Source organism: Clostridium rhizosphaerae (assembly GCF_016765585.1).
Classification (GTDB): Bacteria; Bacillota; Clostridia; order Clostridiales; family Clostridiaceae; genus Clostridium_AT; species Clostridium_AT rhizosphaerae.
Genome location: NZ_JAESWC010000001.1, coordinates 218,547 through 239,563, shown reverse-complemented (window position 1 = coordinate 239,563; position 21,017 = coordinate 218,547). Strand labels below are relative to the sequence as shown.

Sequence of the window (21,017 nt, the reverse complement as noted above, 5' to 3'; positions counted from 1 at the left end):
TCGCGGCATCGCGATATATTCTTTTTGGGTGTGCCTAATAATACACAATATGACTTTATTAGTAAAAGCAATAAAAATAAGTTGACAGAAACTTAAAATTGAGATAGATTTAAAAGTGAACGGAGGTTTTCTAATGCAATATTTAAAAGATGAAGTCCGAAACAGTATAGCAGAAGAAGCTTTGAAAGAGTTTATGGAAAAAGGCTATGAGGGAGCTTCTATAAGAAGTATAGCTAAAAAATCAAATACATCTGTAGGCAATATGTATAAGTATTTTGAATCAAAGGAAGCTTTATATGAAAATCTTATAGGCTCTGTTTATCACAGACTTATAGATTACATAAAGCAGTTTGATAAGGTGGAGCTTAATGAAAATGCTCAGCTTATATTTTATGAGCTTATGGAAGAGATAATGGAAGTTGTTAATGAGAGCAGCACCGAGATTTCCATACTTTTAAATCAAAGCAAGGGTTCCAGATATGAAAACTGCAAAAGTATATTTGTTGACTTTATTACAAGAATTGTTACTCAGACGATGAAGTATCAATTGTTTAATAAAGGCAGGAAGCTTAAAGATGATTTTGCTATATATCTTGTTTCTCACAGCCTTGTTGAGAGTATTGCTATTATTGTTAGAGAGCGTAAGGATGGTGCGGAAGTTAGAAAACTTATACTCAATATAGTTGATATTTTTTATACTGATATTGTAGATAAATTAGAAAGCGAAGATATATAGTGAATTAGAATTTCAGCATTACATATGATAATGATATGCTTCTGTAAAAAGAAGTATATTTTTTGAATTAAAAGAGAACTTAGGTTCACGACATTAATGAAGGAGAGACATATAAATGAATAGTTTTGTAGAATTAAAAAATGTAAGAAAGACCTATGATATGGGTGAAGTTGCAATTACAGCGGTAGATGATGTTTCGTTTTCTATAGAAAAGGGTGAATTTGTTATTGTACTTGGTGCCAGCGGTGCTGGGAAATCAACAATACTTAATCTTTTAGGTGGAATGGACAGTGTAACCTCAGGAAGTATATTTGTAGATGGAAATGAAATAAGCAAATATAATAAAAAAATGCTTACTAAGTACAGAAGAGAAGATATAGGTTTTGTATTCCAATTTTATAATTTGGTTCAAAATTTGAATGCAGTAGAAAATGTTGAGCTGGCAGTAGAAATCTGCAAAAATCCTATGGATCCTGTGGAAGTGTTAAAAAGTGTTGGACTGGAGCATAGACTTTATAACTTTCCTTCTCAGCTTTCAGGAGGAGAGCAGCAAAGAGTTTCTATAGCAAGAGCTATTGCAAAAAATCCAAAGCTTTTGCTTTGCGATGAACCTACCGGAGCTTTAGATTATAATACTGGAAAATCTATTTTGAAGCTTTTGTCTGATACAGTAAAACTGTACAATATGACTGTTGTAGTTATAACACATAATTCAGCTATAGCACCAATAGCTGATAAAATAATTACTGTGAAAAGCGGTAAAATATCAAGTGTAAGGAAGAATGAAAACCCAGTATCAATAGAAAGTATAGAGTGGTAGTTATGAAGAAGACATTTTTTAAGAATTTATTTAGAGACATAAAAAAGACACTTTCAAGGTTTTTATCCATAGTTATAATTATTGCGGTGGGAGTAGCTTTTTATGCAGGTGTAAGAGCTACAAGCCCTGATATGAAGATGTCGGGAGATTCGTACTTTAGTAAAAATAATCTCATGGATTTTAAGTTGATTTCTACTCTTGGACTTACCAAGGATGATTTAGCAGAGGTTCAAAAACAAAGCGGTGTTAGCAAAGCAGAGGGAACCTATTCCATAGATGCAGTAATTGAAAAGAATAAGAAGCAATTGGTACTCAACATTAATGCTTTGCCTGATGAAAATGGAATTAACAGTATAAGAATGATAAAAGGCAGACGAGCTGAAAAAGCTGATGAAGCAGTGGTAGAAGATAGATTTTTAAGAGAAAATAAGCTGAATTTAGGTGACAGTATAGTCCTCACATCCGGAAACGACACAAAAATTGAAGATAATTTGAAAAACACTAAATTTATGATTGTTGGAACTGCGGAGTCACCTTTATATGTATCTGCACAAAGACAGCTTAGCTCAGTTGGAAATGGTTCTGTAAGAGGCTTTGTGTATATACTTCCAGAGGTTTTTAAGAGTGAGGTTTATACAGAAATTTATGTACGAACAGAAGGAACAGAATCAACAAATAGCCTTTTAGATAACCAAGGCTATAATAATAAAATTGACAGTATAAAAAGTTCTCTTAAAAATCTTGGATTATCAAGAAATGAAATAAGATATGCTGAGGTTTTAAAAACTGGAACAGATAAGCTAAATGAAGCAGAAGAAAAGCTTAACAGCTCGAAGAAAGAAGCAACAGATAAATTTGCTGATGGGTATAAGCAGTTAAATGATGCAAAAGATAAGCTGGCTAAAGGTTGGGAAGAACTTAAGAAAAATGAAACCCTTTTTAATCAAAAAATGGCAGATGGTAAAAAGCAAATAGAGGATGGCAAAAAGCAAATCCTATCTGGAGAAAATGAAATAAATTCAAAGAAGAAGGATATTGAAAATGGAAAGCTTCAGCTTTCTGAAGGTGAAAAACAGCTTGATGAGGGTGAAGCAAAATTAAATGCAGGCAAAGTTCAGGCAGCAGGAAGTATTTCTTCAGCAATTGCAGAGCAGGTAGCAAATGCTAAAAAGCTTGCTGATGCTAACCCTTTGAACCCTATTTATGGATATCAATATACTGCGATGAATCAGCTTTATGAAAAAGATATTAAGGGAAAAGATTTTGACAGTATGTACAGCTCTTTAAAGGCTGATAATGCTTTAGAAAGTATAAAAGTTTATTTTGATTTAGAAGCATTAAAAAATAATTTTGATAAATCAGCTTCAGATATAAGCAATGGAAGGCTGCAGCTTGCCGCTAATGAAAAGAAGCTTCAAGATGGTGAAGTGCAGCTTAATAATGGTATAGCTCAGCTTGACTCTAGTAAGAAAAAAATTGCAACTGCAGAGATAGAGCTAAATAAGGGAAGGGCAGAAGGTCTTTCAAAGCTTGAAAGTGGAAGAAAAAAGCTTGAAGACGGGCAAAAAGAAATTGATACTAATACTGAAAAGCTAAAATCAGAAGAAGAAAAGGCAAATACCAAAATTAAAGATGCAGAAGATGAAATTCAAAAGAACAGAGATAAACTCAATGATATAAAAAAGCCTGACTGGTATGTTCTTGGAAGGTCTGAGAATGTAGGCTATGAAACTTACAGGCAGGACAGCGACAGAATAGACAATATAGGAAAGGCATTTCCACTCATATTCTTCCTTGTGGCAGCTTTGGTAAGTCTTACTACAATGACAAGAATGGTACAGGAAAAGAGAATAGAGATAGGTACCTTTAAGGCTTTAGGTTATTCAAGAACTTCAATAGTAGCTCAGTATCTTATTTACGCACTTTCAGCAAGTGTTATTGGAAGTCTTATAGGTATATCAATTGGGTTTAGGTTATTCCCTCCTTTGATAATGAATGCTTACGGGTCACTTTACGCGATTGCAGATAACGTAACACCGTTTAATACAGGTATTGCACTGCAGGCTTCCTTGGTAGCTGTATTATTTACAGCAATAGCTGCTGTAGCAGCAACTTTGGATGAATTAAGGGAGGTTCCAGCATCTTTAATGAGACCAAAGCCACCTAAATCAGGTAAGAAAATACTTCTTGAAAGAATGATCTTTATATGGAAGAGGATTAGTTTCACAAAGAAGGTTACTGCAAGAAATATCTTTAGATATAAACAGAGACTTTTTATGACGGTTGTAGGTATAGCAGCTTGTACAGGGCTTATGATAACCGGCTTTGGACTTAAAGAAGGAATAATTGGAGCAACTGAATCTCAATTTAGTAAAATCTATAGATACGATATGCAGGGGACTCTTAATAAAAGCATAAATGAAGCTGATAAGAATGATGTAAAAGAAAAGTCACTTAAGGATTCAAACATTAAATCTATATTGTTTACTTATTCAAAGAATGCTTCAATAAAAGGTAAAAATTTAAAGAGTCAGGATGCTTATGTAATTGTTCCTGAAAATAACACTGAACTAAACAATTATATAAATTTAAATACTAAAGATCAAGAATTAAAGCTTGAGGATAATGGCGTTATACTAACAGAAAAACTATCAAAACTTATAAATAAAAAGATAGGAGACACTGTAGAAATTACACTTAATGATAAGGTTGTAGAGGCTAAGGTTTCTGCTGTAACAGAGCATTACATTCAGCATTATATTTATATGAGCCCAGCTTATTATCAAAAGATAACAGGCAGCAATATAACTTATAACAGCTTCTATGGACTTTTAAAAAGTTTATCTGAGGCTGACGAAAATAACACTTCCAGCGCTTTAAAAGCTATAAGCAGTGTAAATTCTGTAGGTTTTAAAAATAATGTTCATGTTGACTACAATAAGAGTATTGATAGTGTTAATACTGTAGTTCTTGTGCTTATAGTATCTGCAGGAGTTCTAGCTTTTGTTGTAATATACAATCTTACAAATATTAATATTTCTGAGAGAAGAAGAGAACTGGCAACTATTAAGCTTTTAGGTTTTTATGATCATGAACTTGCAGCTTATATATACAGAGAAAACATGATACTAACAGTAATAGGAAGCATAGCAGGAATCGGGGCAGGGATACTATTAAACAAGTTTATTCTTGTTACTGCTGAAACAAATGTAATTAAATTTTTAGAAAAAATCAGCCCGATTTATTTTATATATTCCGTTTTACTTACTATCTTGTTTTCAGTAATTGTAAACTTAGCTATGTATAAGCGTTTTGATAAAATCGATATGATAGAGTCGCTTAAGAGTGCAGAATAAAAATACCCCGTTTTTTTCAGAAATGAAAAAGGCGGGGTATTTTTTAGAGTTATAGCTCTAAAAGTTTCTAAACAGACACCTTTCATAACTTTAAATCATAGCATAATATTGTGATTACTTAAAAGGAAGGAATGAAATGTATAATAACCACAGGACATATCCATGTCCTTATTATGATGATTCATCAAGATACTACTCAGATGATGGATATAACTATGAGAATTATCCATATCCTTATATGGATAACGCAACAATTTATAATCCGTATTTCTACAGGCAGTTTACGGAAGACTATTTCCCTTATGATGATGAAATGAATTACGCCTACAGATCTGATTCTTTTGAAGGAGAACGTTTAGTTAATCTTAAAGATTATGGCCCACAGCCTTATACTGTTAATATAAATGAGGCTACTAAGCAAAATGACAATTTCCGCACTGCTTTATGGACAGGAAAACATCTGCAGGTCACATTAATGAGTATAGATGTTGGTGATGATATAGGATTAGAAATTCACCCAAATGTTGATCAATTTATACGCGTTGAAGAAGGTCAGGCAATTGTTAGAATGGGAACCAGAAAAGACAATCTTGATTTTCAAGCTAGAGTTTCAGACGACTTTGCAATAATGGTACCTGCAGGAACTTGGCACAATGTTATTAATACAGGAGATACGCCTCTAAAAGTATACTCTATTTATGCACCGCCCCAACATCCTCATGGAGTAGTTCATGTAACTAAGCCAAGTGATCATGATTAGTTGGAGAATACAGGCTGTTAACTAAAGAAGATATGTATTTGCACCAACTTAAAATCCTTCTTCCCAAAGTTTTTATAAATATATTAAGCTGTAATATCAGGTTATCCATTGAGCTAAAACCTAATGATTACAGCTTATTTTTATAAATGTATAAATCATACTGCAAAATTAAAAAGAGTCCTATCTGAAGAGTTTTATTGACTCAGAAAAGTCATTAAAGCTTTGCTTCAACCTATAATAATATTCATCAGTATCATCTGTAATAGCACAAAATTCAAAGCCTGAATCTTTATAAAACTTTATTATTTCAGGCAAAGCCTTAACTGTATTCATGTTATTTGAATTGCAGTGTGCAAGTATTATTATTCTTGAATACTGAGGTTTTATATTTTCACCATTTTTAATAATTTGACTGACAGTAGCATCTGGTCTGCTGCCATCATATAAATCTACGTTCCAATCGTATACTTTAAGGTTATAGCTGTGAAGCTTATCTAAAAGACTTCGTGTAAGATGGTGGGAGCTCCCTCCTGGAAATCTCACCGAAGTAGGAGAAATGTTTATAGTTTCTTTAATTTTTTTCTGCGTCTGTAGCATTTCATTAACCAAAGCATCTTCGCTTCGATAGATTTTTTTGAATTTATGACTGTAGGTATGTAAGCCTATAGTATGGCCGTCATTATGCATTCTTTTAAGTAGTTCTTCTCTTTCAGGTATTTCCTTACCAACTACAAAAAATGTTGCTTTAACATTCTGCTCTTTAAGAGTATCCAGTATCTTATCAGTTATAATAGGTATTGGACCATCATCAAAAGTAAGATATACCTTTTTCTTCGTACAATCTTCTTCCTTGCCCTGAACGTATTTGTAAGGATATATTATAGAAACAATGATTGTTAAGACTATTAGTAGAGGTAATAATCTTGTATATATGTTAGTTTTCATTATAATCAGTCCTCTCCTAAGATGTTTTAAAGCTAAATGCATGTCGGGAAAATGGTTGCTTACTCTTTATAAATATTTCGTATTGCATTTTTATAATGTAATTTGATTTTATTGTTAGTAGATTATAGGAGTTTAATAACAGGTAATATATGTTAAGAATAAAAAGGCATGATGGTTTCAAAATTTATTTAGTGAAAAATACTTGAAGTATTAATATATAATTTATTCCTTATCGCGATATCTTCTTATCAAGATATCGCGATAAGTTTAGTTTTAAATGTATTTCAAAAAGATAAGAAGCCGATAAGGCATAGAAGTGTTGTAATAATTGAAAATAAAGAAACTATTTTGGCCTCGTGCCACCCGGATAATTCAAAAGAATGGTGAATAGGAGCCATCTTAAAAAATCTTTTACCTGTAGTTTTAAAATATATTATTTGTATTAAGTCAGACAGTGCTTCTAAAACATAAATTCCGCCGACAATCGCGATAATGAGCGGATTTTTAATTACGATTGCTACTGATGATATAAGTCCGCCAAGTGCCAGCGCGCCGGTATCTCCCATAATTATTCTTGCCGGAAAGGAATTATATCTTAAAAATCCAAGCAAAGAGCCGGATACGCATCCGCAGAAGATTGACAGCGAATAATAACCCATGCTGAAGCTTATTAAAGAAAAAAACACCATTACAAGCAAAGTGACGGAGGTAGCAAGTCCATCTAGTCCGTCAGTCAAGTTTACCGAATTTGTTGTTGATGCATAGATAAATAATACAAATGGTATGTACAGTATTCCAAGATTTAAATTTTTTCTTATAAAAGGAATCATAATTGTAGATCCAATTGATGGATTAGTATAGGCATAAATGGTGCAGGCTGTGGAAACAACTATTAAAAGCAGCATTTTTTGTTTTGAGGCCAATCCTTCATTCTTTTTATGTATCTTTTTTAAAAAATCATCAAGAAATCCTATAAGTCCAAAAACTGCAAAGGAACAAACAACAAAAAGTATCTCCTTATTAAATTGTTTGTGAAAGAACAGCATTGCTATTATAGAAGAAAAAATAAATATAATTCCTCCAAAAGTAGGGGTATTTGCTTTTTTATAATGGCTTTTGGGTCCTTCTTCTCGGATGTTTTGTCCAAGTTTTAGAGCTTTAAATACCGGAATTAAGAACCAGCCGGTAATTGAGGATATTGCAAAGCTCAGTAGTACTGCATAAACAATATAGTTCAAAATATACACCAGCTTTCTTTTAGTTAAGTATTTTTAAAGTTACATAATTATGGTAGTATATTAATTAACTTCACTCAATAAGTATGTATAAATATCAAATATAATTGAAAACAATAGGATAGTTAGTTGAATAATATTCAACTAACTTGAGTGTAATTATAGAAAATAAACGTAACTATGAGCATGGGGAGATAAAAGTGAGTAGAGATTTATGTGAATTGAAAGAAATAGATGAAAAAGTTAAAAATGAATTGAGAAATATTAAGAGTAATCCTAAAGCGTCCTTTGAGGATAATAACAAGGTAAAGGCTTTAAAAAATAATATTTATGAAAAAGTCTCCAAGACCTTTGTATACAATTTAAGGAGGCTTATTATGCTTGAAGCTACTCAGAAAAAACTTGCAAAGAAAATAGGCGTGTCAGAAGATTTGCTTTCAAAATATAAATCAGGCGAGGCGTTTCCTTCTATAGAAACCTTGTTGTATATTTGCGAGGTTTATAATATTTCATTAGAAGAACTTTTATCTACACCGCTGACTGCGGGTGATATAGAAAGTATGGCAACTAATAATATAAGTGAACCTAATATATTTGAAGATAAATATTATGCTTATTTTCTAGTTACAAACATTGCTAAAGAAGGGGCAATACATGAAGGTATTATTGAATTTAATAATGATGCTGTGGTTTTTAAGATTTTAGCAAGGGGCTCAGTAGTGAAATACTTCAAGGGAAATTGTAATGCCTCTGAAAAACTCATAGATTTTAATCTGAATAGTCAAAGTGACGGCGCTGCCTACATAAGTATGATTAAGCCAAACATAAATAAGAACAAATATCTTGGAGGGCTGGCTATTCTCGTGCTTCCTTCAGATGCAAACAGCAAGCCGTGCGTTCAAAAAATTTTATTCAGCAGGGTTAGATTGGATAGAGAAATGTATTATGACAACTTAAAAGATTTACTAAAGTTTAATACTGAAGAATTGAGTAGGGGAAGTATTAAGTTATCCCAATGGGAAGATGAAACTGCCTATAATTTTTTGCAAAAGCTTATATAACTTTAAGTACTGAACAATAGGCAGTTTTTAATAATTACTTAGATAGTTTTCTGCATTTTTCCTTAAGCTGCATTGCTTCGTTAAGATGGACAATATTATGGCGTGTTATAGGCATTAGTAAAATACCGGCAGTATTTTTTCTGCCCCAAAAATCAATTAGCCATTTCGAAGCCTCAACATCTAATACTGCACCTTCATCTAAGATTCGCTGCAATCTAGATGCCTCCATTTTCTTTTTTATATCGGAAGGATTGAGGTTTTTGATAATTTCTCTGGTTTTTCTTCCTACAGCTTTTCTGTAATTTTTCAGCTCCTGCATGTCTATCTTTAGGCTGAAATCAATAATCTCTTCATTAGTCATGGCATTGCCCGTGTCGCAAATCCTTACTTTCATTTTTTCAAGCCATTTATCACTGTTTATAACTTGGATATCATCAGCTATTAATATGCTCATTGTTATATCTTCGATTCTGGATAAATGCCATAAACACCAAGCTATAGTAGACTCATCCTTTGGTGAGGGCATAGTTCTAAAAGCTGCATCGCTTAAATTATCCCATAAATCATCCTCAAAGGTTGTCTCATCAATTTGCGATACCTCAGAAAGGTGAACCATAGCATGCTGCTTTAAGCATAAATCAATTGCTTCATCAAACTTATCCTTCTTTGTTATTATACTTTTTAATAGATTTTGATTTGAATTCCATAATTGTTTTCTGTCATCTGTATTCATATTTATCACCTACTATCTTTACTATAATTTTAAATACCAATAGACTTCTATGAAATGCTTACTCAACGTGTTCTTCATGGATTCTTATAATCTCTAGCTCAGAATATTTTTCCTTTATCATTTTTCCTAAGCTTTCTAATCCAAATATCTCAGTAAAGGTATGACTGCCAACTATGAGATTAATTTTACTGAACTGAGCATATTGAACAGTGTAAAGTATCTTTTCACCGGTAAAATATGCATCGCAATCAAGGTTAACTGCGTCTTTTATGTCAATTGCAGAAAAACCTGCTCCTGTTACAACTGCGATTCTCTTTATTAATTTATCATTGTTCTTCCATTTTCGTACGGGTTCCTCTAATAGCACTTCTATTTTATTTACAAGCTCTTCGAACTTAATTGGTTCTTCAAGTTCACCTATCCTTCCGCAATACATTCCCTCTTCATTTGAAAATTTATCTACGGTCTTAAAGTTAAGTTTTTTTAATATTGAGCAATTATTGCCAAATTCAGCATCATCTAAAGGTAAATGAACAAAGAAGTGGGTTATGTTAGCCTGCTTTAGAATTTCTGTAACTTCTTCTTTTATTCCGCTCATCCATTCCCAGGCATCGTGATGTGTTATCAGCAAATCAACATTATTTTTAACTGCTTCTTGCACAGATTCTATGGTTAGATTTGTACAATATCCAAGCTTTGAAATATTATTTTTGCCTATATTAGTGAAGCCGTATTCGTTCTTGTTTTTAACAATTTCTAACTTTTCCTTTGTGAAAGCATCCATAATAAAGTTTTCAAAATCACTAATTAGCATGATTTCCTCCTTTTTGTCGGAACACTGGGTAGTCTAAAGCACTCGTTCCCTTTTGGGCACTGGGTAACTTAAAACATTCGCTTCGCTCATAAGTTACCTGCTAAAGTCCATTTAGGACTTCAACCTCCTTATTAAACTATTGGATATTTAATGACTTCTGCTATCTATATACGCCGCCATGATAATAGTTATCTATCATTATCCTATGGCTGTTAGGTATATTAGCAGGCAATTCTTCATAAGTGAAAAAATTCAATTCTTTAGTTTCAAAATTATCTATTTTTAATAAACCCTTAAAGTTTTTAGTAAAATACCCAACAGTTATAAAGTACACCTTATCACCATTTGGATGCTCCATGTAACATTTTTCTCCTGAGGTAGTCCCTAATAATGTTAGTTCTTTAATATCTAACCCTGTTTCTTCCTTAGCTTCTCTAACAGCAGTTTGTTCTAAGGATTCTCCCAATTCAGTGATTCCACCTATTAACCCCCATTTGTATGGAAAGGTGCCGCGTTTTTGGAGAAGGACTTGATTATTTTCATTTATTATTAATACGTTAACTCCTGTCAGATTTATTTCATCATGACCAACTCTGTCGCGTATGTATTTTACGTAATTAACTTCCTTCATTTGCTCCTCCTTATTTAGTCTTTAATTTGCAAGCCTATCATTGGAATCTACAAATTTATATATAATTAATCTGTTGTACTCTTCAAATTATAACCTAATTCATTAGCTATATATTCCAGCCACTGGTTTTGCGGAGCTACTATATTAGGCAACTTAGAAATTGGAGCCCAAAATAGTTTGAAATTATGGTTATCCGTAAACTGCGTCCACTCTGCTTGTGTATCGCTATTGAAAGAAAAGTGATAGAAATGTCGTACTAATTCCTGAGATAGGCACTCTTTAGGAACCCAGCCCATAATTTTATAGGTTACATAATTAGGATTAGGATATCTATCATCTTCTTTATATTCGACCTGAAAAAATTCATCCTCAGCTCTATTACATGAATTTACCCATATTCCTCTCCTGAATTGCGCCCAATCAAAGCTGGTTACATCTGGTCTTGAGAATACTTTTGTTCTATTTATGACAACAAATCTATCTTTAGGTAAGCTTGTCTTCATTAAACCGATATATGTTTTATTTTCAAATTCCTGTAGTCCTGTTTCTTCTTTTGCTTCTCTTAAAGCTGCTTCAAGTGGAGTTTCGCCTATCTCTACAGTTCCTGCAGGAATTTGTATACCTGCATTAGGATGTTTAAATAGAAGCAGCTCAGTTACTCCATTTCTAGTCCTAGTTATGAATATTGTTACTTTTTCTAAAGCATTCATTTTTTACCTCGCTTGATTTTAACTTTTAAGTATTAGTATGCTGACAATATATACTTAAGAATATCTGTTAGATCGTCTGTATCAATTGAATATAGTGCATTTTCTTGAACTTTAGGTGAACTGTTTATTGCTATAGATTTTCCACAGTATTTAAAAATTGGGATATCTGTTGAACCGTCACCTACAGCAGCACATTCCGTAGGTTTAATATGGTTGTTTTTACAAAAATCCTGAAGGCACTCTATTTTTTGTTCCGCTCCGACGTAATTGAGAATTTTTCCTGTAAACTTCCCTTCAACAACTTCGTAATCACTGCCGTAGTAATCATCAAAGCCCCAAATATCGCTTACAACTTTAGCTACCTGTTTTGGTCCGACGGTAATAACAATGCATTTAATATTGTTCTTGTGTAAGGCTTCAACAACATTTTTTATGTTCTTTAATGGTTTTGCAATCTCTAAAAAAGATTGAGCAATTTTGCATTCCTCAAGACCTAGAAGAAGTTTTGCTCTAAGATAGTCTGCTGATATATAGTCGATAAGACCAATATCCTCTTGGCTTTGAATAATTGAGTGCTCTTTTTCTTTTCCATTTAATATACATGGCAGCATAACCGAATGAATTTCTCTGATTAGAGTATCATCAAGATCAAAACAAACAAGTTTTAAACTTTCCATTTTATATATTCTCCTATTGAAAAAATTGGCTTAGTAAGATGAATATCCCAGTTCTAAAAGTTCAATATGTTTTATTAAATTATACCATAAAGGTATAAGTATGGAAGTTTTACTTTCAGTTATTGAGAAATGTATGTTATATAAAAGATTGTTAAAAAAGCCAATGAACTTAGATTATGCTATAATTGTAAGTAGTTAAAGTTGCTCTGTGAGCAAGCAAAGAGAGGTTAATAAGCTATGAATAGATATCCTGAACCAACAGTTAGTGCAATTATTTTTAATCCAGATGGAAAAGTGTTATTGTGTAAATCTCATAAATGGGATAATAAATATGTAATTCCCGGCGGCCATGTAGAGCTAGGGGAAAAGCTAGAGGAAGCTTTAAAGAGAGAGGTACGTGAGGAAACAGGCTTAGAAATATATGATATAAAATTGATTAGTTTAAAAGAAAGCATATATAGTGATACCTTCGTAGAAAAGAAGCATTTTATTTTTATTGACTATGTTTGCAAAACTTCATCAAGTGAAGTGTGTTTAAATGATGAAGCTGAAGAATATGAGTGGGCTGATTTAGAAGAAATTGAGCTATATGATTTAGGTGGATTTACGAAGGAATTATTAGTTGAGCTGAGAGATAGAAATGAATCTCAGCATAGCGTAAATATATTCTATAACTACTAGACTTATTGTTTAAAGATGGATTTTCTTTTGAGAATATAAATGAAAATGATTAATTGAGTAACTGTAACAAAAGGGGTTGAATATGTATTTAGCCCTCCCCTAATAGAGGAGTACAAACAAGTTATAATTCCATATATAGTCAGGATGATGGAGGCATAAAGGGTAAGGGCAATTCCGAAATGTTTCTTTAGGAATAGTCCTACAGATGATAGTATCATAAGTACTGATAACAGAATAAAAGCATAATTTGTATATATGCTTACCTCTATATCTAGCCAAAATGAAGCACTTTTAGTGTAAAGTGTAAATAATGCTTGTATTAAAATTATAAGACCTTGCAGGAAGTTAAACACGCTAATGAACTTCACAGGATACGCCTCCAAAATTAATGTTAATATACTTAAAATATTGTATATATTTTTTTACTAGCCATTTGTATTTTTTTTCTTAATTCCAAACATAAAGCAGGTTACTGAAAATCTTCTTAAAATTTCATAACAAAGCAATGTAATAATAAAGCTTAATAAAAGGATTAAAGCAAACTGCGTGGAAACTAGTTTTGTATACCTTACTGCATAGAAAGCAACAATAACTAATATAGACTGATGAAAGAAGTATATTGGAAATGCTGCTGGAGAGAAATACTGAGTAAATTTATTATTAAAATTGAGATATGTTTTACCGAGACCGAGTATTGCAAGTATACCGATCCAGGTAAGCATACGCTGTTCAATATCCCATATAAGTCCATGTCCTATATTATTCAGCTGCATAAAGCTTCTTATAGCCATAAGGATTATCCATGAAACTCCAAGTATCCAGCGATATTTTGCAAGTTTGTCCTGAACTTCCTCAAGACTGAGCAGAAAAAATCCAAGCAGGAAACATGCAAGGAACTCGCCAACACTTTTTCCGCTAAGTTCAATAATTGGAGTCATTAGCAATATAACAAGAAACATAGAAAGAAGCGTAGGCATTTTAATTTTGCCGCCATCGATTTTTTTATTTCTCTTGTTATACCACAGCATGAGTGGAAGTGCAATTATAGAAATCACAAATAGATACAGCACAAACCATGTATGTGCAGGGGTAAAGCCTCCATCATAGCCTGTTAAATCTGTAAGTTTCGTGAAAAATACAATATAATGCTCAAAATATCCTCCTGAGTAGCCATTATGAAACATATCAGCTAAGTAACTTTGCACAGGAATGATTAATACAATTCCGAATAAAAGTGGAATTAACAGCTTAAAAACTCTTTCTTTTAAATATTCCTTGCCGCTGCGCTTTTTAAGTGCGTAGGAAGAAGAAATTCCTGCAATAGCAAAGAGAAGTGCCATCCACCACGGATATATGATTATATTAAACTGTGAGAGAACGGTAACAGGTGTACTAAACACGTAAAAGGGCTCATTAAAGGTATTGAAAACCATACATGTATGAAATGGAAAAAGCAAAAAAATACATAGAATTCTTATGTTATCAATGTAATATTTCCTCATTTTTAATCCTTTATCATAAACATTTGTCTGCAAAGCTTTCTTCCTGACTCTGTTTTAAAGATTTTATTATAAACAGCCTGTATATTTTCTTTACCTTCTTGGTTTTCAAATAGATTTACAAGAAAATCAGCTTCCACTAAAATCTGATAATCAATTCCATCGATATTGGAGTAAGTATGATGATGTGCAACCAGGTAGCTTACTCTCTCAACAAGTTCTTTTCTAAATCCCAGCCTATTTAATAGCTCTTCTGCATAAGCAGGGCCTTCTTGTTCTTGAAGCTTTCCATTACACTCTCCGTACTTCTCCATGCAAACTTTGATGCCAATATCATGAACTATTGCTGCTGCTTCTATAACTTCTATGATATTATACGGAACACTCTCCATACTTCCAATAAGAAGTGCAAACTCATGAACTTTTATAAAGTGCTGAATAAGCTCTGGTTCTCCAGCGTCAAAATTAATCATTTCTAAAGTGAATTCACATATTTTAGTCATAATGGTTCTCCTTGAGTATTAAACTTAATCTAAAAACATTGCAGAATTCCTGAATATAAATGAATTATGTAGTGTTTAAAACAATTCTATTTTCAAAATAACTATATATTAAATTATATCATGAGTGTATAAATATGGAAGTATAAATATAGGAATAGAGCAATAAACTTAGGAAAGTTTTTTTATAATAAAACTTTCCCTTGAATTGCATAAAAAGTAGAGTAACAATAAAATAAGAGATGTATTATCTGGAAAATGTGATTTTATTGGGGGGATATAATGCATATAAAAGTAGTGAATCCAAAGGAAGATCAATACGGCAACAGCAAAGAAAATATTTTTTTAGCCTTTAATGACGATGGTGAGTTTTTGGGCAGCAGTTACGCGTATCCTTCTATAAATTATCACCAGACTTATGAAACACCTTACATAATATTTATTAATATTAATGCTGACGATAGCTTTAATGAATCCCTAAAAAATGAAGTTAAACAAGAGCTGTTTAGTAGGGTATTTGAAAGAGCTAAGGAGTTGAGAAATGAAAGATTGAATTTGATAGCAAGAATATATTCTGCTTTTGAATATGACGAGGAAAAGATGAGCTTTTATATTAATAATGGCTTTGAAAGAGACTACAGTATTATTATGGAGGCACATATTCAAAGTAACTTTAATAATGAGCTTCCTGATAATATTAAAATAATAGAGCAGAAAATTGAATCTGATCAAGATTTTACTGAATATAAGAATATATATGATAACATTTTTATAACGCGTTTAGATAGAGATGCTTTAGAAGAGCAAATGAAGTGTCCACACTTTAAGATATTATCATTCTTCATTGATGACAAGTTAGCAGGAGGATGTACTTTTTTTGAAAAAGACGGTTTTGGATATATTGAAACAGTTTTTGTTGTTGAGGAGCATAGAGGAAAAGGATTGTCAAAAGTTATAATGAATTATATATTAGGTTATTTTGATTTGGTTGGATTGAAAAAAACTAAACTTGAGGTTTGGGAGTTAAATAAGAGGGCGGTGGAGCTCTACAAATCCTTTGGCTATACTGAAGTGAGAAAAAACTTAATGTTTCCGGGTATAACAATGTAGATTTTGAGTTTATTAAAATAAGAAATAGAATTTTATACATTATTTGAGATTATTTACATCAAATGCAAAACATGATATAATAAAGAAAAACTGCGAAAGGGGAAAGTGAGTTATGATGCCTGCAAATTGCTAACATTAATTAATTCAAAATTAATATGTATTTTATAATGAGTTTTAATTTGCCTAATTATATTTAGGCTTGTTAGTTGTGCTCTTTATGGAATAAGGCAATTTAGAAGGTAACTTACTTTACTGAAATTAAATATTATAATTTATAAATGTAAGCTGAATTTTATAGTGAAATTTTGCGCATAGAGGATTTGCATAATTGGTACCTTAATATACAGAATTTTTGCTTATCTTAACAAGTGAATTGTAATAATGGAGTGTTTTCAGACTGTAGGAAGATTGTCTTCTTGCAGTCTTTTTATATAGCTTCAATTATCGAATTTATATTTGAATAGTTCTGATGAAAGATCTGCTTTAAAGTGTATTTGAAAATAGTAGTTGCAAGCTTTTCTGCCTGTCCATAAAATGCCTGACTTAAAATATGGAGGACAAAAAAAGGAGAAAAAAATTATGTTTGAATTATCGTTAAATGGAATAAAAAAATATATGGAAGCTACGCTTGTTTTAAAAAATATAACCTTTCAGGTTTATTCAGGAGAAAAGGTAGGAATTGTAGGTGTAAACGGAAGCGGGAAAACTACAATTCTTAAGTTAATTGCTGGAGTTCTGCCTATGAACTACTGGCCCGGTTATCCTCAAACATCTAGCCCAGGCTATGATGAAGGGCTTATTATGAAGCCTAAAGAAGCTACTTGCGCTTACCTTGAGCAAATACCTGAGTATCCTGAAGGTTTAAGGGTTATTGAGGTTTTAAACCTAGCCTTTGAGGAAGTTCATAGTATAGAAGTTGAAATGAGAAATCTTGAAGAGAAGATGAGGACTTCAGAAGGTGATGAGCTTAATAAGGCATTGGATCAGTACAGTCGTCTTACTCAGCTGTATGAGGTTAAAGGCGGTTATGAAATGCAGGAGAAATTAAGCAGGGTCTGCAAGGGTTTAAAGTTTGAGGACAGTTTCTTAAATAAGAATTTTAGTCTTTTAAGCGGAGGGGAAAAAACTAGAGTAGTTCTTGGAAAGCTTCTTATAGATAATCCTGATATACTTCTGTTAGATGAGCCTACAAATCATTTGGATATGGATTCAATTGAGTGGCTGGAAGGCTATCTTAAAAACTATAAGGGCATTGTAATAATAGTATCCCATGACAGATACTTCCTTGATAATGTAGTAAACAAAATTATAGAAGTTGAGGATATGGAGTGCATAACTTATAAAGGTAACTATTCTTCTTATGTTGCTCAAAAGGAAGAGAACTTAAGAATTCAATTTGAAAACTATAGAGAACAGCAAAAGAAGATTAATGCTATGGAAAAAACTATAAAGGATCTAAGAGACTGGGCCATGAGAGCCGATAACAACAAATTCTTCAGAAGAGCCGCAAGCATGCAGATAAAGCTTGAAAAGATGGAGAAAATAGATAGACCTGCTTTGGAAAAGAAAAATATGAAGCTTAACTTAAAGGCTGCACAGCGTTCAGGTAATGAAACTATAAAAGCTGAAGGGCTATCTAAAAGCTTTGAGGATAAGGTTATTTTTAAAAATGCTGAGTTGCTTGTAAATTATGGTGAGAGAGTAGCTTTAATTGGACCAAACGGAAGCGGAAAAACAACTTTCTTAAAGATGCTTTTAGACGAAGAAATGCCTGATTCAGGCAAAGTTGAATTAGGGGCCAGCGTGATGGCTGCATATCTTCCTCAAAGAATAACCTTTAATAATGAGGAACTCACTGTGCTTGACTGCTTCAGAGAAGATATTTATATACTGGAGGGAAAGGCAAGAGAGTATTTATCTAAATTCATGTTTTATGGAAGCACTGTATTTAAAAAGGTAAAATTCCTGTCCGGTGGAGAGAAAATCAGGCTTAAGCTGGCTAAGCTTTTATATGAGGATATAAATTTATTGATACTGGATGAGCCTACTAATCATCTTGATATTGATTCTATTGAAACTATTGAAGAGGCTTTGGATGATTTTAAAGGAACAATTTTTTTCATATCGCATGACAGATATTTTATTAATAAGATTGGTGAAAGGGTTATAGCTATTGAGGATAATGCCTTTAAGAGCTATCTAGGCAGTTATAATTATTATAAAAATATAAAGGATGAACAAAAACAGCAGCTTATAAAAGAGCCTGTTGTAAAGGTTGAGAAACCTAAGAAGCCTAAAACAGTGGATGAAAATAAAAAAAGAGAAGCTGAAAAGGCAAAGGTAGAAACAAGGGTTGAAAGCCTTGAAAATGAAATTAAAGAGCTTGACTTAGCCATGTCAGTTATAGGGCTTGACTACGAGGAACTTAATAAGCTGTTCTGCAGGAAAGAAGAGCTTTCGAAGGAACTTGAAGGTGTTATGGAAATGTGGCTGAGTTTTAGCAATTAATTTATAGTAAGAGGGGGAGAAATATGTATACAAAAAGTGAAGTTTTGAGGATTGCAAAAGAAAGGTTTGCACTTGATTATGGCTGTAAGATATGTGATTTTGAAACAGCAGAAAACATTATAGTTGAAAACAAAAGTAAAGATGAACCCATTAAAATATTATGTTTTTCTGGAAAGATTATCATAAGTGCTTCTAATGATATTATGCCTTGGTGTGAGGAAAATTTAAAAAATAGAGTTCCTGCCTGGTTTTTTGAGTATCCTAAGCTTAGAAGAATAGATAGAAAACTAAATGAATTTGGTTACGAAATAGAAGATGTTCATCATTACTATCTTCCTAATCCTGATATAAAATATTCAGAAACTGATATTAGTGTAAAATGGTATGATGCAGAAGATATTTTAAGATTTGAAAATGACAGCAGATTTGAAGAGGCTTTTGCCTTTGATAAAGATCGGCCTGATATCCTTGCAGTTGCGGCCTTAGATGGAGATAACATTATGGGTATGGCAGGAGCAAGTGAAGACAGTAAAACTATGTGGCAGATTGGTATTGATGTATTGCCTGAGTATCGTGGGAGAGGTATAGGTACAAAATTAGTAAACCTTTTAAAAAATGAAATTTTAAAACGAGGAAAGGTGCCTTTTTATGGAACAGTAGAATCGCATTTTCATTCGCAAAACATCGCCATTAATGCAGGTTTCTTTCCTGTATGGGCTGAGCTTCATTCTTCAAAAAAAAGGATTTAAATATATAACCTGTTTCACATTGAAAAGAGCCTTTGATATAAAAATGTAAATTTAGTTGTGATGAATTTTATTAACTTCTTGGGACGAAGAATATTCGTCCCTTTTATTTTAATAGTTGCATTGACATACTAAAATTTCCATGTTAATATATCTTTAAGATATATATCTAAAAGATATATTGATTGGGGGATTAATTATGAAAAGACAAAATGCTAGAAAGCTGGTTTTAATAAGCTCAATGCTGCTTTTTCCAATAAGCATATATTATTTATCGCCATATTTAATAATTCAAGGCGCAATGGAAGGCATAGTTAACGGAAGTTTCATCATATTTATTACAATGCTTTTAGGCTCCATTTTTCTTGGAAGACTATTTTGCGGGTATTTATGTCCTGCGGGAGGAATACAAGAATGTGCTGTGTTAATTAATGATAAAAGACCTAAGCAGGGGTGGAGAAACAATATAAAGTATGTAATTTGGGTGATATGGATAATAGCTATAATTATATGTTTTATATTTAGAAAGAAAGAATTAGCAGTTGATTTCTTCTATCAGACGGATCATGGAATATCAATAGCAAATATATATGGATATATAATATACTATGGAGTAGTGTGTCTAATATTTATTCCATCTGTAGTGTTTGGTAAAAGAATTTTCTGCCATTATTTTTGTTGGATGGCACCATTTATGGTGATAGGAAGTAAGCTTGGAAACATGCTTCACATTAAAGGACTAAGGCTATCTGCAGATAAAAATACATGTGTAAGCTGTCATATGTGCGATAGAAGCTGCCCCATGAGTCTTAATGTAACAGAGAAGGTGCAGAGAGAAAATATGTACGACAGCGAATGCATATTATGTGGGGCATGTGTTGATAACTGTCCTAAAAAGGCCATTACTTATAAGGTTAAATAAAGGAGAGAACATAAGTGAAAAAAACAAGATACGTACTGCTTGGACTTTTGCAGGAGGAAGAACTAAGCGGATATGAAATGAAAAAAGCTATAGATATAAGAATGTCCTTCTTTTGGCAGGAAAGTTTTGGACAGATATATCCTGAGCTTAATAAGATGATAGAAGAGGGACTAATTGATTTTTCCAGCAACGAATCAACTGAAAAAATGAAGCGTGAAAAAATAAGATATAAAATAACTCCTAAAGGAGAAGAGGAATTTAAGAAATGGATGGAAGCAGAAAATGAAAAAGATACTGCTAGAAGTGAATTCCTTTTGAAGATGTTTTTATCAACCGACAAAAATACTGAAGAAATGAGAAGACATATTATTCATTTTAAGGAACAATCGGAAGAAAAACTTAAATTATTTAACCTGTTTTATGGGGAACTAAGTAAAATTGTTGATATGCATAATAATCACAGACATATTCTTAGAGTATTAGATCTAGGTATACGCCAAGCGAAACTATATGTTGACTGGAGTAATGAGATTTTAGATTCTCTGATATGAAATATGTTCTTAATAGCTAGCT

At 32.4% G+C, this 21,017-nt stretch carries 20 protein-coding genes; 11 read left to right on the top strand and 9 right to left on the bottom strand.

Features of this window, described 5'->3' with window-relative positions; all coding sequences use genetic code 11:
- Window positions 1-133 precede the first annotated feature (133 nt).
- The 4 genes from JK636_RS01175 to JK636_RS01160 all read left to right on the top strand — a co-directional run bounded on the left by JK636_RS01175 (window position 134) and on the right by JK636_RS01160 (window position 5,672).
- Window positions 134-736 carry a TetR/AcrR family transcriptional regulator gene (locus JK636_RS01175; protein WP_202747003.1) on the top strand — a complete coding sequence of 201 codons (603 nt, stop codon included), beginning with the start codon at window positions 134-136 and terminating at the stop codon, window positions 734-736.
- A 115-nt stretch (window positions 737-851) separates the two neighbouring features.
- Window positions 852-1,556 (top strand): ABC transporter ATP-binding protein, encoded by a 705-nt coding sequence (locus JK636_RS01170; protein WP_202747002.1) that lies wholly within the window; start codon window positions 852-854, stop codon window positions 1,554-1,556.
- A gap of 2 nt (window positions 1,557-1,558) precedes the next feature.
- A complete protein-coding gene (locus JK636_RS01165; RefSeq protein ID WP_202747001.1) occupies window positions 1,559-4,912 on the top strand; it encodes an ABC transporter permease in 3,354 nt (1,117 codons plus the stop codon).
- Window positions 4,913-5,048: 136 nt separating this feature from the next.
- Window positions 5,049-5,672 (top strand): cupin domain-containing protein, encoded by a 624-nt coding sequence (locus JK636_RS01160; RefSeq protein WP_202747000.1) that lies wholly within the window; start codon window positions 5,049-5,051, stop codon window positions 5,670-5,672.
- Window positions 5,673-5,852: 180 nt separating this feature from the next.
- Here JK636_RS01160 and JK636_RS01155 read toward each other — a convergent pair whose 3' ends face one another.
- Together JK636_RS01155 and mraY are read right to left on the bottom strand one after the other, a co-directional pair.
- On the bottom strand, window positions 5,853-6,617 hold the full coding sequence (locus JK636_RS01155) for a polysaccharide deacetylase family protein (protein WP_202746999.1): 765 nt from the start codon (window positions 6,615-6,617) through the stop codon (window positions 5,853-5,855).
- A 284-nt stretch (window positions 6,618-6,901) separates the two neighbouring features.
- Window positions 6,902-7,855, bottom strand: coding sequence for a phospho-N-acetylmuramoyl-pentapeptide-transferase (mraY, locus tag JK636_RS01150; RefSeq protein WP_202746998.1), 954 nt, complete (start codon window positions 7,853-7,855; stop codon window positions 6,902-6,904).
- A gap of 197 nt (window positions 7,856-8,052) precedes the next feature.
- Between mraY and JK636_RS01145 the strand changes: the two genes are divergently transcribed.
- The gene (locus tag JK636_RS01145; protein ID WP_202746997.1) at window positions 8,053-8,913 is read left to right on the top strand and encodes a helix-turn-helix domain-containing protein; all 861 of its coding nucleotides are present in this window, start codon (window positions 8,053-8,055) and stop codon (window positions 8,911-8,913) included.
- A 34-nt stretch (window positions 8,914-8,947) separates the two neighbouring features.
- On the opposite strand, the gene JK636_RS01140 is transcribed toward JK636_RS01145, so the two are convergent.
- The 5 genes from JK636_RS01140 to JK636_RS01120 all read right to left on the bottom strand — a co-directional run bounded on the left by JK636_RS01140 (window position 8,948) and on the right by JK636_RS01120 (window position 12,478).
- Window positions 8,948-9,646: a DinB family protein gene (locus JK636_RS01140; RefSeq protein ID WP_202746996.1), complete on the bottom strand. Its 699-nt coding sequence runs from the start codon at window positions 9,644-9,646 to the stop codon at window positions 8,948-8,950.
- Between the two features lie 58 nt (window positions 9,647-9,704).
- The gene (locus JK636_RS01135) at window positions 9,705-10,460 is read right to left on the bottom strand and encodes a Nif3-like dinuclear metal center hexameric protein (protein WP_202746995.1); all 756 of its coding nucleotides are present in this window, start codon (window positions 10,458-10,460) and stop codon (window positions 9,705-9,707) included.
- A 160-nt stretch (window positions 10,461-10,620) separates the two neighbouring features.
- Window positions 10,621-11,091 (bottom strand): NUDIX hydrolase, encoded by a 471-nt coding sequence (locus tag JK636_RS01130; protein ID WP_202746994.1) that lies wholly within the window; start codon window positions 11,089-11,091, stop codon window positions 10,621-10,623.
- Between the two features lie 65 nt (window positions 11,092-11,156).
- Window positions 11,157-11,801, bottom strand: coding sequence for an NUDIX domain-containing protein (locus JK636_RS01125; protein WP_202746993.1), 645 nt, complete (start codon window positions 11,799-11,801; stop codon window positions 11,157-11,159).
- Between the two features lie 32 nt (window positions 11,802-11,833).
- On the bottom strand, window positions 11,834-12,478 hold the full coding sequence (locus JK636_RS01120; protein WP_202746992.1) for an HAD family hydrolase: 645 nt from the start codon (window positions 12,476-12,478) through the stop codon (window positions 11,834-11,836).
- A 237-nt stretch (window positions 12,479-12,715) separates the two neighbouring features.
- On the opposite strand from JK636_RS01120, the gene JK636_RS01115 reads away from it, so the two are divergent.
- On the top strand, window positions 12,716-13,159 hold the full coding sequence (locus JK636_RS01115; protein WP_202746991.1) for an NUDIX domain-containing protein: 444 nt from the start codon (window positions 12,716-12,718) through the stop codon (window positions 13,157-13,159).
- Between the two features lie 425 nt (window positions 13,160-13,584).
- Here the strand turns inward: JK636_RS01115 and JK636_RS01110 are convergent, their stop codons facing one another.
- Window positions 13,585-14,694, bottom strand: a complete 1,110-nt coding sequence (locus JK636_RS01110; RefSeq protein ID WP_243428084.1) for an acyltransferase family protein — start codon at window positions 14,692-14,694, stop codon at window positions 13,585-13,587.
- On the bottom strand, window positions 14,664-15,161 hold the full coding sequence (locus tag JK636_RS01105) for an HD domain-containing protein (RefSeq protein ID WP_202746990.1): 498 nt from the start codon (window positions 15,159-15,161) through the stop codon (window positions 14,664-14,666). Before JK636_RS01105 ends, JK636_RS01110 begins: the two co-directional genes overlap by 31 nt.
- 279 nt (window positions 15,162-15,440) lie before the next feature.
- On the opposite strand from JK636_RS01105, the gene JK636_RS01100 reads away from it, so the two are divergent.
- From JK636_RS01100 to JK636_RS01080, 5 genes are all read left to right on the top strand, one after another.
- A complete protein-coding gene (locus JK636_RS01100) occupies window positions 15,441-16,268 on the top strand; it encodes a GNAT family N-acetyltransferase (RefSeq protein ID WP_202746989.1) in 828 nt (275 codons plus the stop codon).
- A 579-nt stretch (window positions 16,269-16,847) separates the two neighbouring features.
- A complete protein-coding gene (gene abc-f, locus JK636_RS01095; RefSeq protein WP_202746988.1) occupies window positions 16,848-18,776 on the top strand; it encodes a ribosomal protection-like ABC-F family protein in 1,929 nt (642 codons plus the stop codon).
- Window positions 18,777-18,799: 23 nt separating this feature from the next.
- Window positions 18,800-19,525: a GNAT family N-acetyltransferase gene (locus tag JK636_RS01090; RefSeq protein WP_202746987.1), complete on the top strand. Its 726-nt coding sequence runs from the start codon at window positions 18,800-18,802 to the stop codon at window positions 19,523-19,525.
- Between the two features lie 196 nt (window positions 19,526-19,721).
- The gene (locus JK636_RS01085; RefSeq protein WP_202746986.1) at window positions 19,722-20,444 is read left to right on the top strand and encodes a 4Fe-4S binding protein; all 723 of its coding nucleotides are present in this window, start codon (window positions 19,722-19,724) and stop codon (window positions 20,442-20,444) included.
- Between the two features lie 14 nt (window positions 20,445-20,458).
- Complete coding sequence (locus tag JK636_RS01080; RefSeq protein ID WP_202746985.1) at window positions 20,459-20,995, top strand: helix-turn-helix transcriptional regulator; 537 nt, start codon at window positions 20,459-20,461, stop codon at window positions 20,993-20,995.
- Window positions 20,996-21,017: the final 22 nt, after the last annotated feature.

Bases quoted from the DNA above. Each gene is read 5' to 3' on its own strand.
- JK636_RS01105 (WP_202746990.1), bottom strand. From the start codon at position 15,161: ATGACTAAAATATGTGAATTCACTTTAGAAATGATTAATTTTGACGCT.
- JK636_RS01115 (WP_202746991.1), top strand. From the start codon at position 12,716: ATGAATAGATATCCTGAACCAACAGTTAGTGCAATTATTTTTAATCCA.
- JK636_RS01120 (WP_202746992.1), bottom strand. From the start codon at position 12,478: ATGGAAAGTTTAAAACTTGTTTGTTTTGATCTTGATGATACTCTAATC.
- JK636_RS01175 (WP_202747003.1), top strand. From the start codon at position 134: ATGCAATATTTAAAAGATGAAGTCCGAAACAGTATAGCAGAAGAAGCT.
- JK636_RS01160 (WP_202747000.1), top strand. From the start codon at position 5,049: ATGTATAATAACCACAGGACATATCCATGTCCTTATTATGATGATTCA.
- JK636_RS01100 (WP_202746989.1), top strand. From the start codon at position 15,441: ATGCATATAAAAGTAGTGAATCCAAAGGAAGATCAATACGGCAACAGC.
- JK636_RS01125 (WP_202746993.1), bottom strand. From the start codon at position 11,801: ATGAATGCTTTAGAAAAAGTAACAATATTCATAACTAGGACTAGAAAT.
- JK636_RS01165 (WP_202747001.1), top strand. From the start codon at position 1,559: ATGAAGAAGACATTTTTTAAGAATTTATTTAGAGACATAAAAAAGACA.
- JK636_RS01170 (WP_202747002.1), top strand. From the start codon at position 852: ATGAATAGTTTTGTAGAATTAAAAAATGTAAGAAAGACCTATGATATG.
- JK636_RS01130 (WP_202746994.1), bottom strand. From the start codon at position 11,091: ATGAAGGAAGTTAATTACGTAAAATACATACGCGACAGAGTTGGTCAT.
- JK636_RS01085 (WP_202746986.1), top strand. From the start codon at position 19,722: ATGAAAAGACAAAATGCTAGAAAGCTGGTTTTAATAAGCTCAATGCTG.
- JK636_RS01155 (WP_202746999.1), bottom strand. From the start codon at position 6,617: ATGAAAACTAACATATATACAAGATTATTACCTCTACTAATAGTCTTA.
- JK636_RS01135 (WP_202746995.1), bottom strand. From the start codon at position 10,460: ATGCTAATTAGTGATTTTGAAAACTTTATTATGGATGCTTTCACAAAG.
- JK636_RS01090 (WP_202746987.1), top strand. From the start codon at position 18,800: ATGTATACAAAAAGTGAAGTTTTGAGGATTGCAAAAGAAAGGTTTGCA.
- JK636_RS01140 (WP_202746996.1), bottom strand. From the start codon at position 9,646: ATGAATACAGATGACAGAAAACAATTATGGAATTCAAATCAAAATCTA.
- abc-f (WP_202746988.1), top strand. From the start codon at position 16,848: ATGTTTGAATTATCGTTAAATGGAATAAAAAAATATATGGAAGCTACG.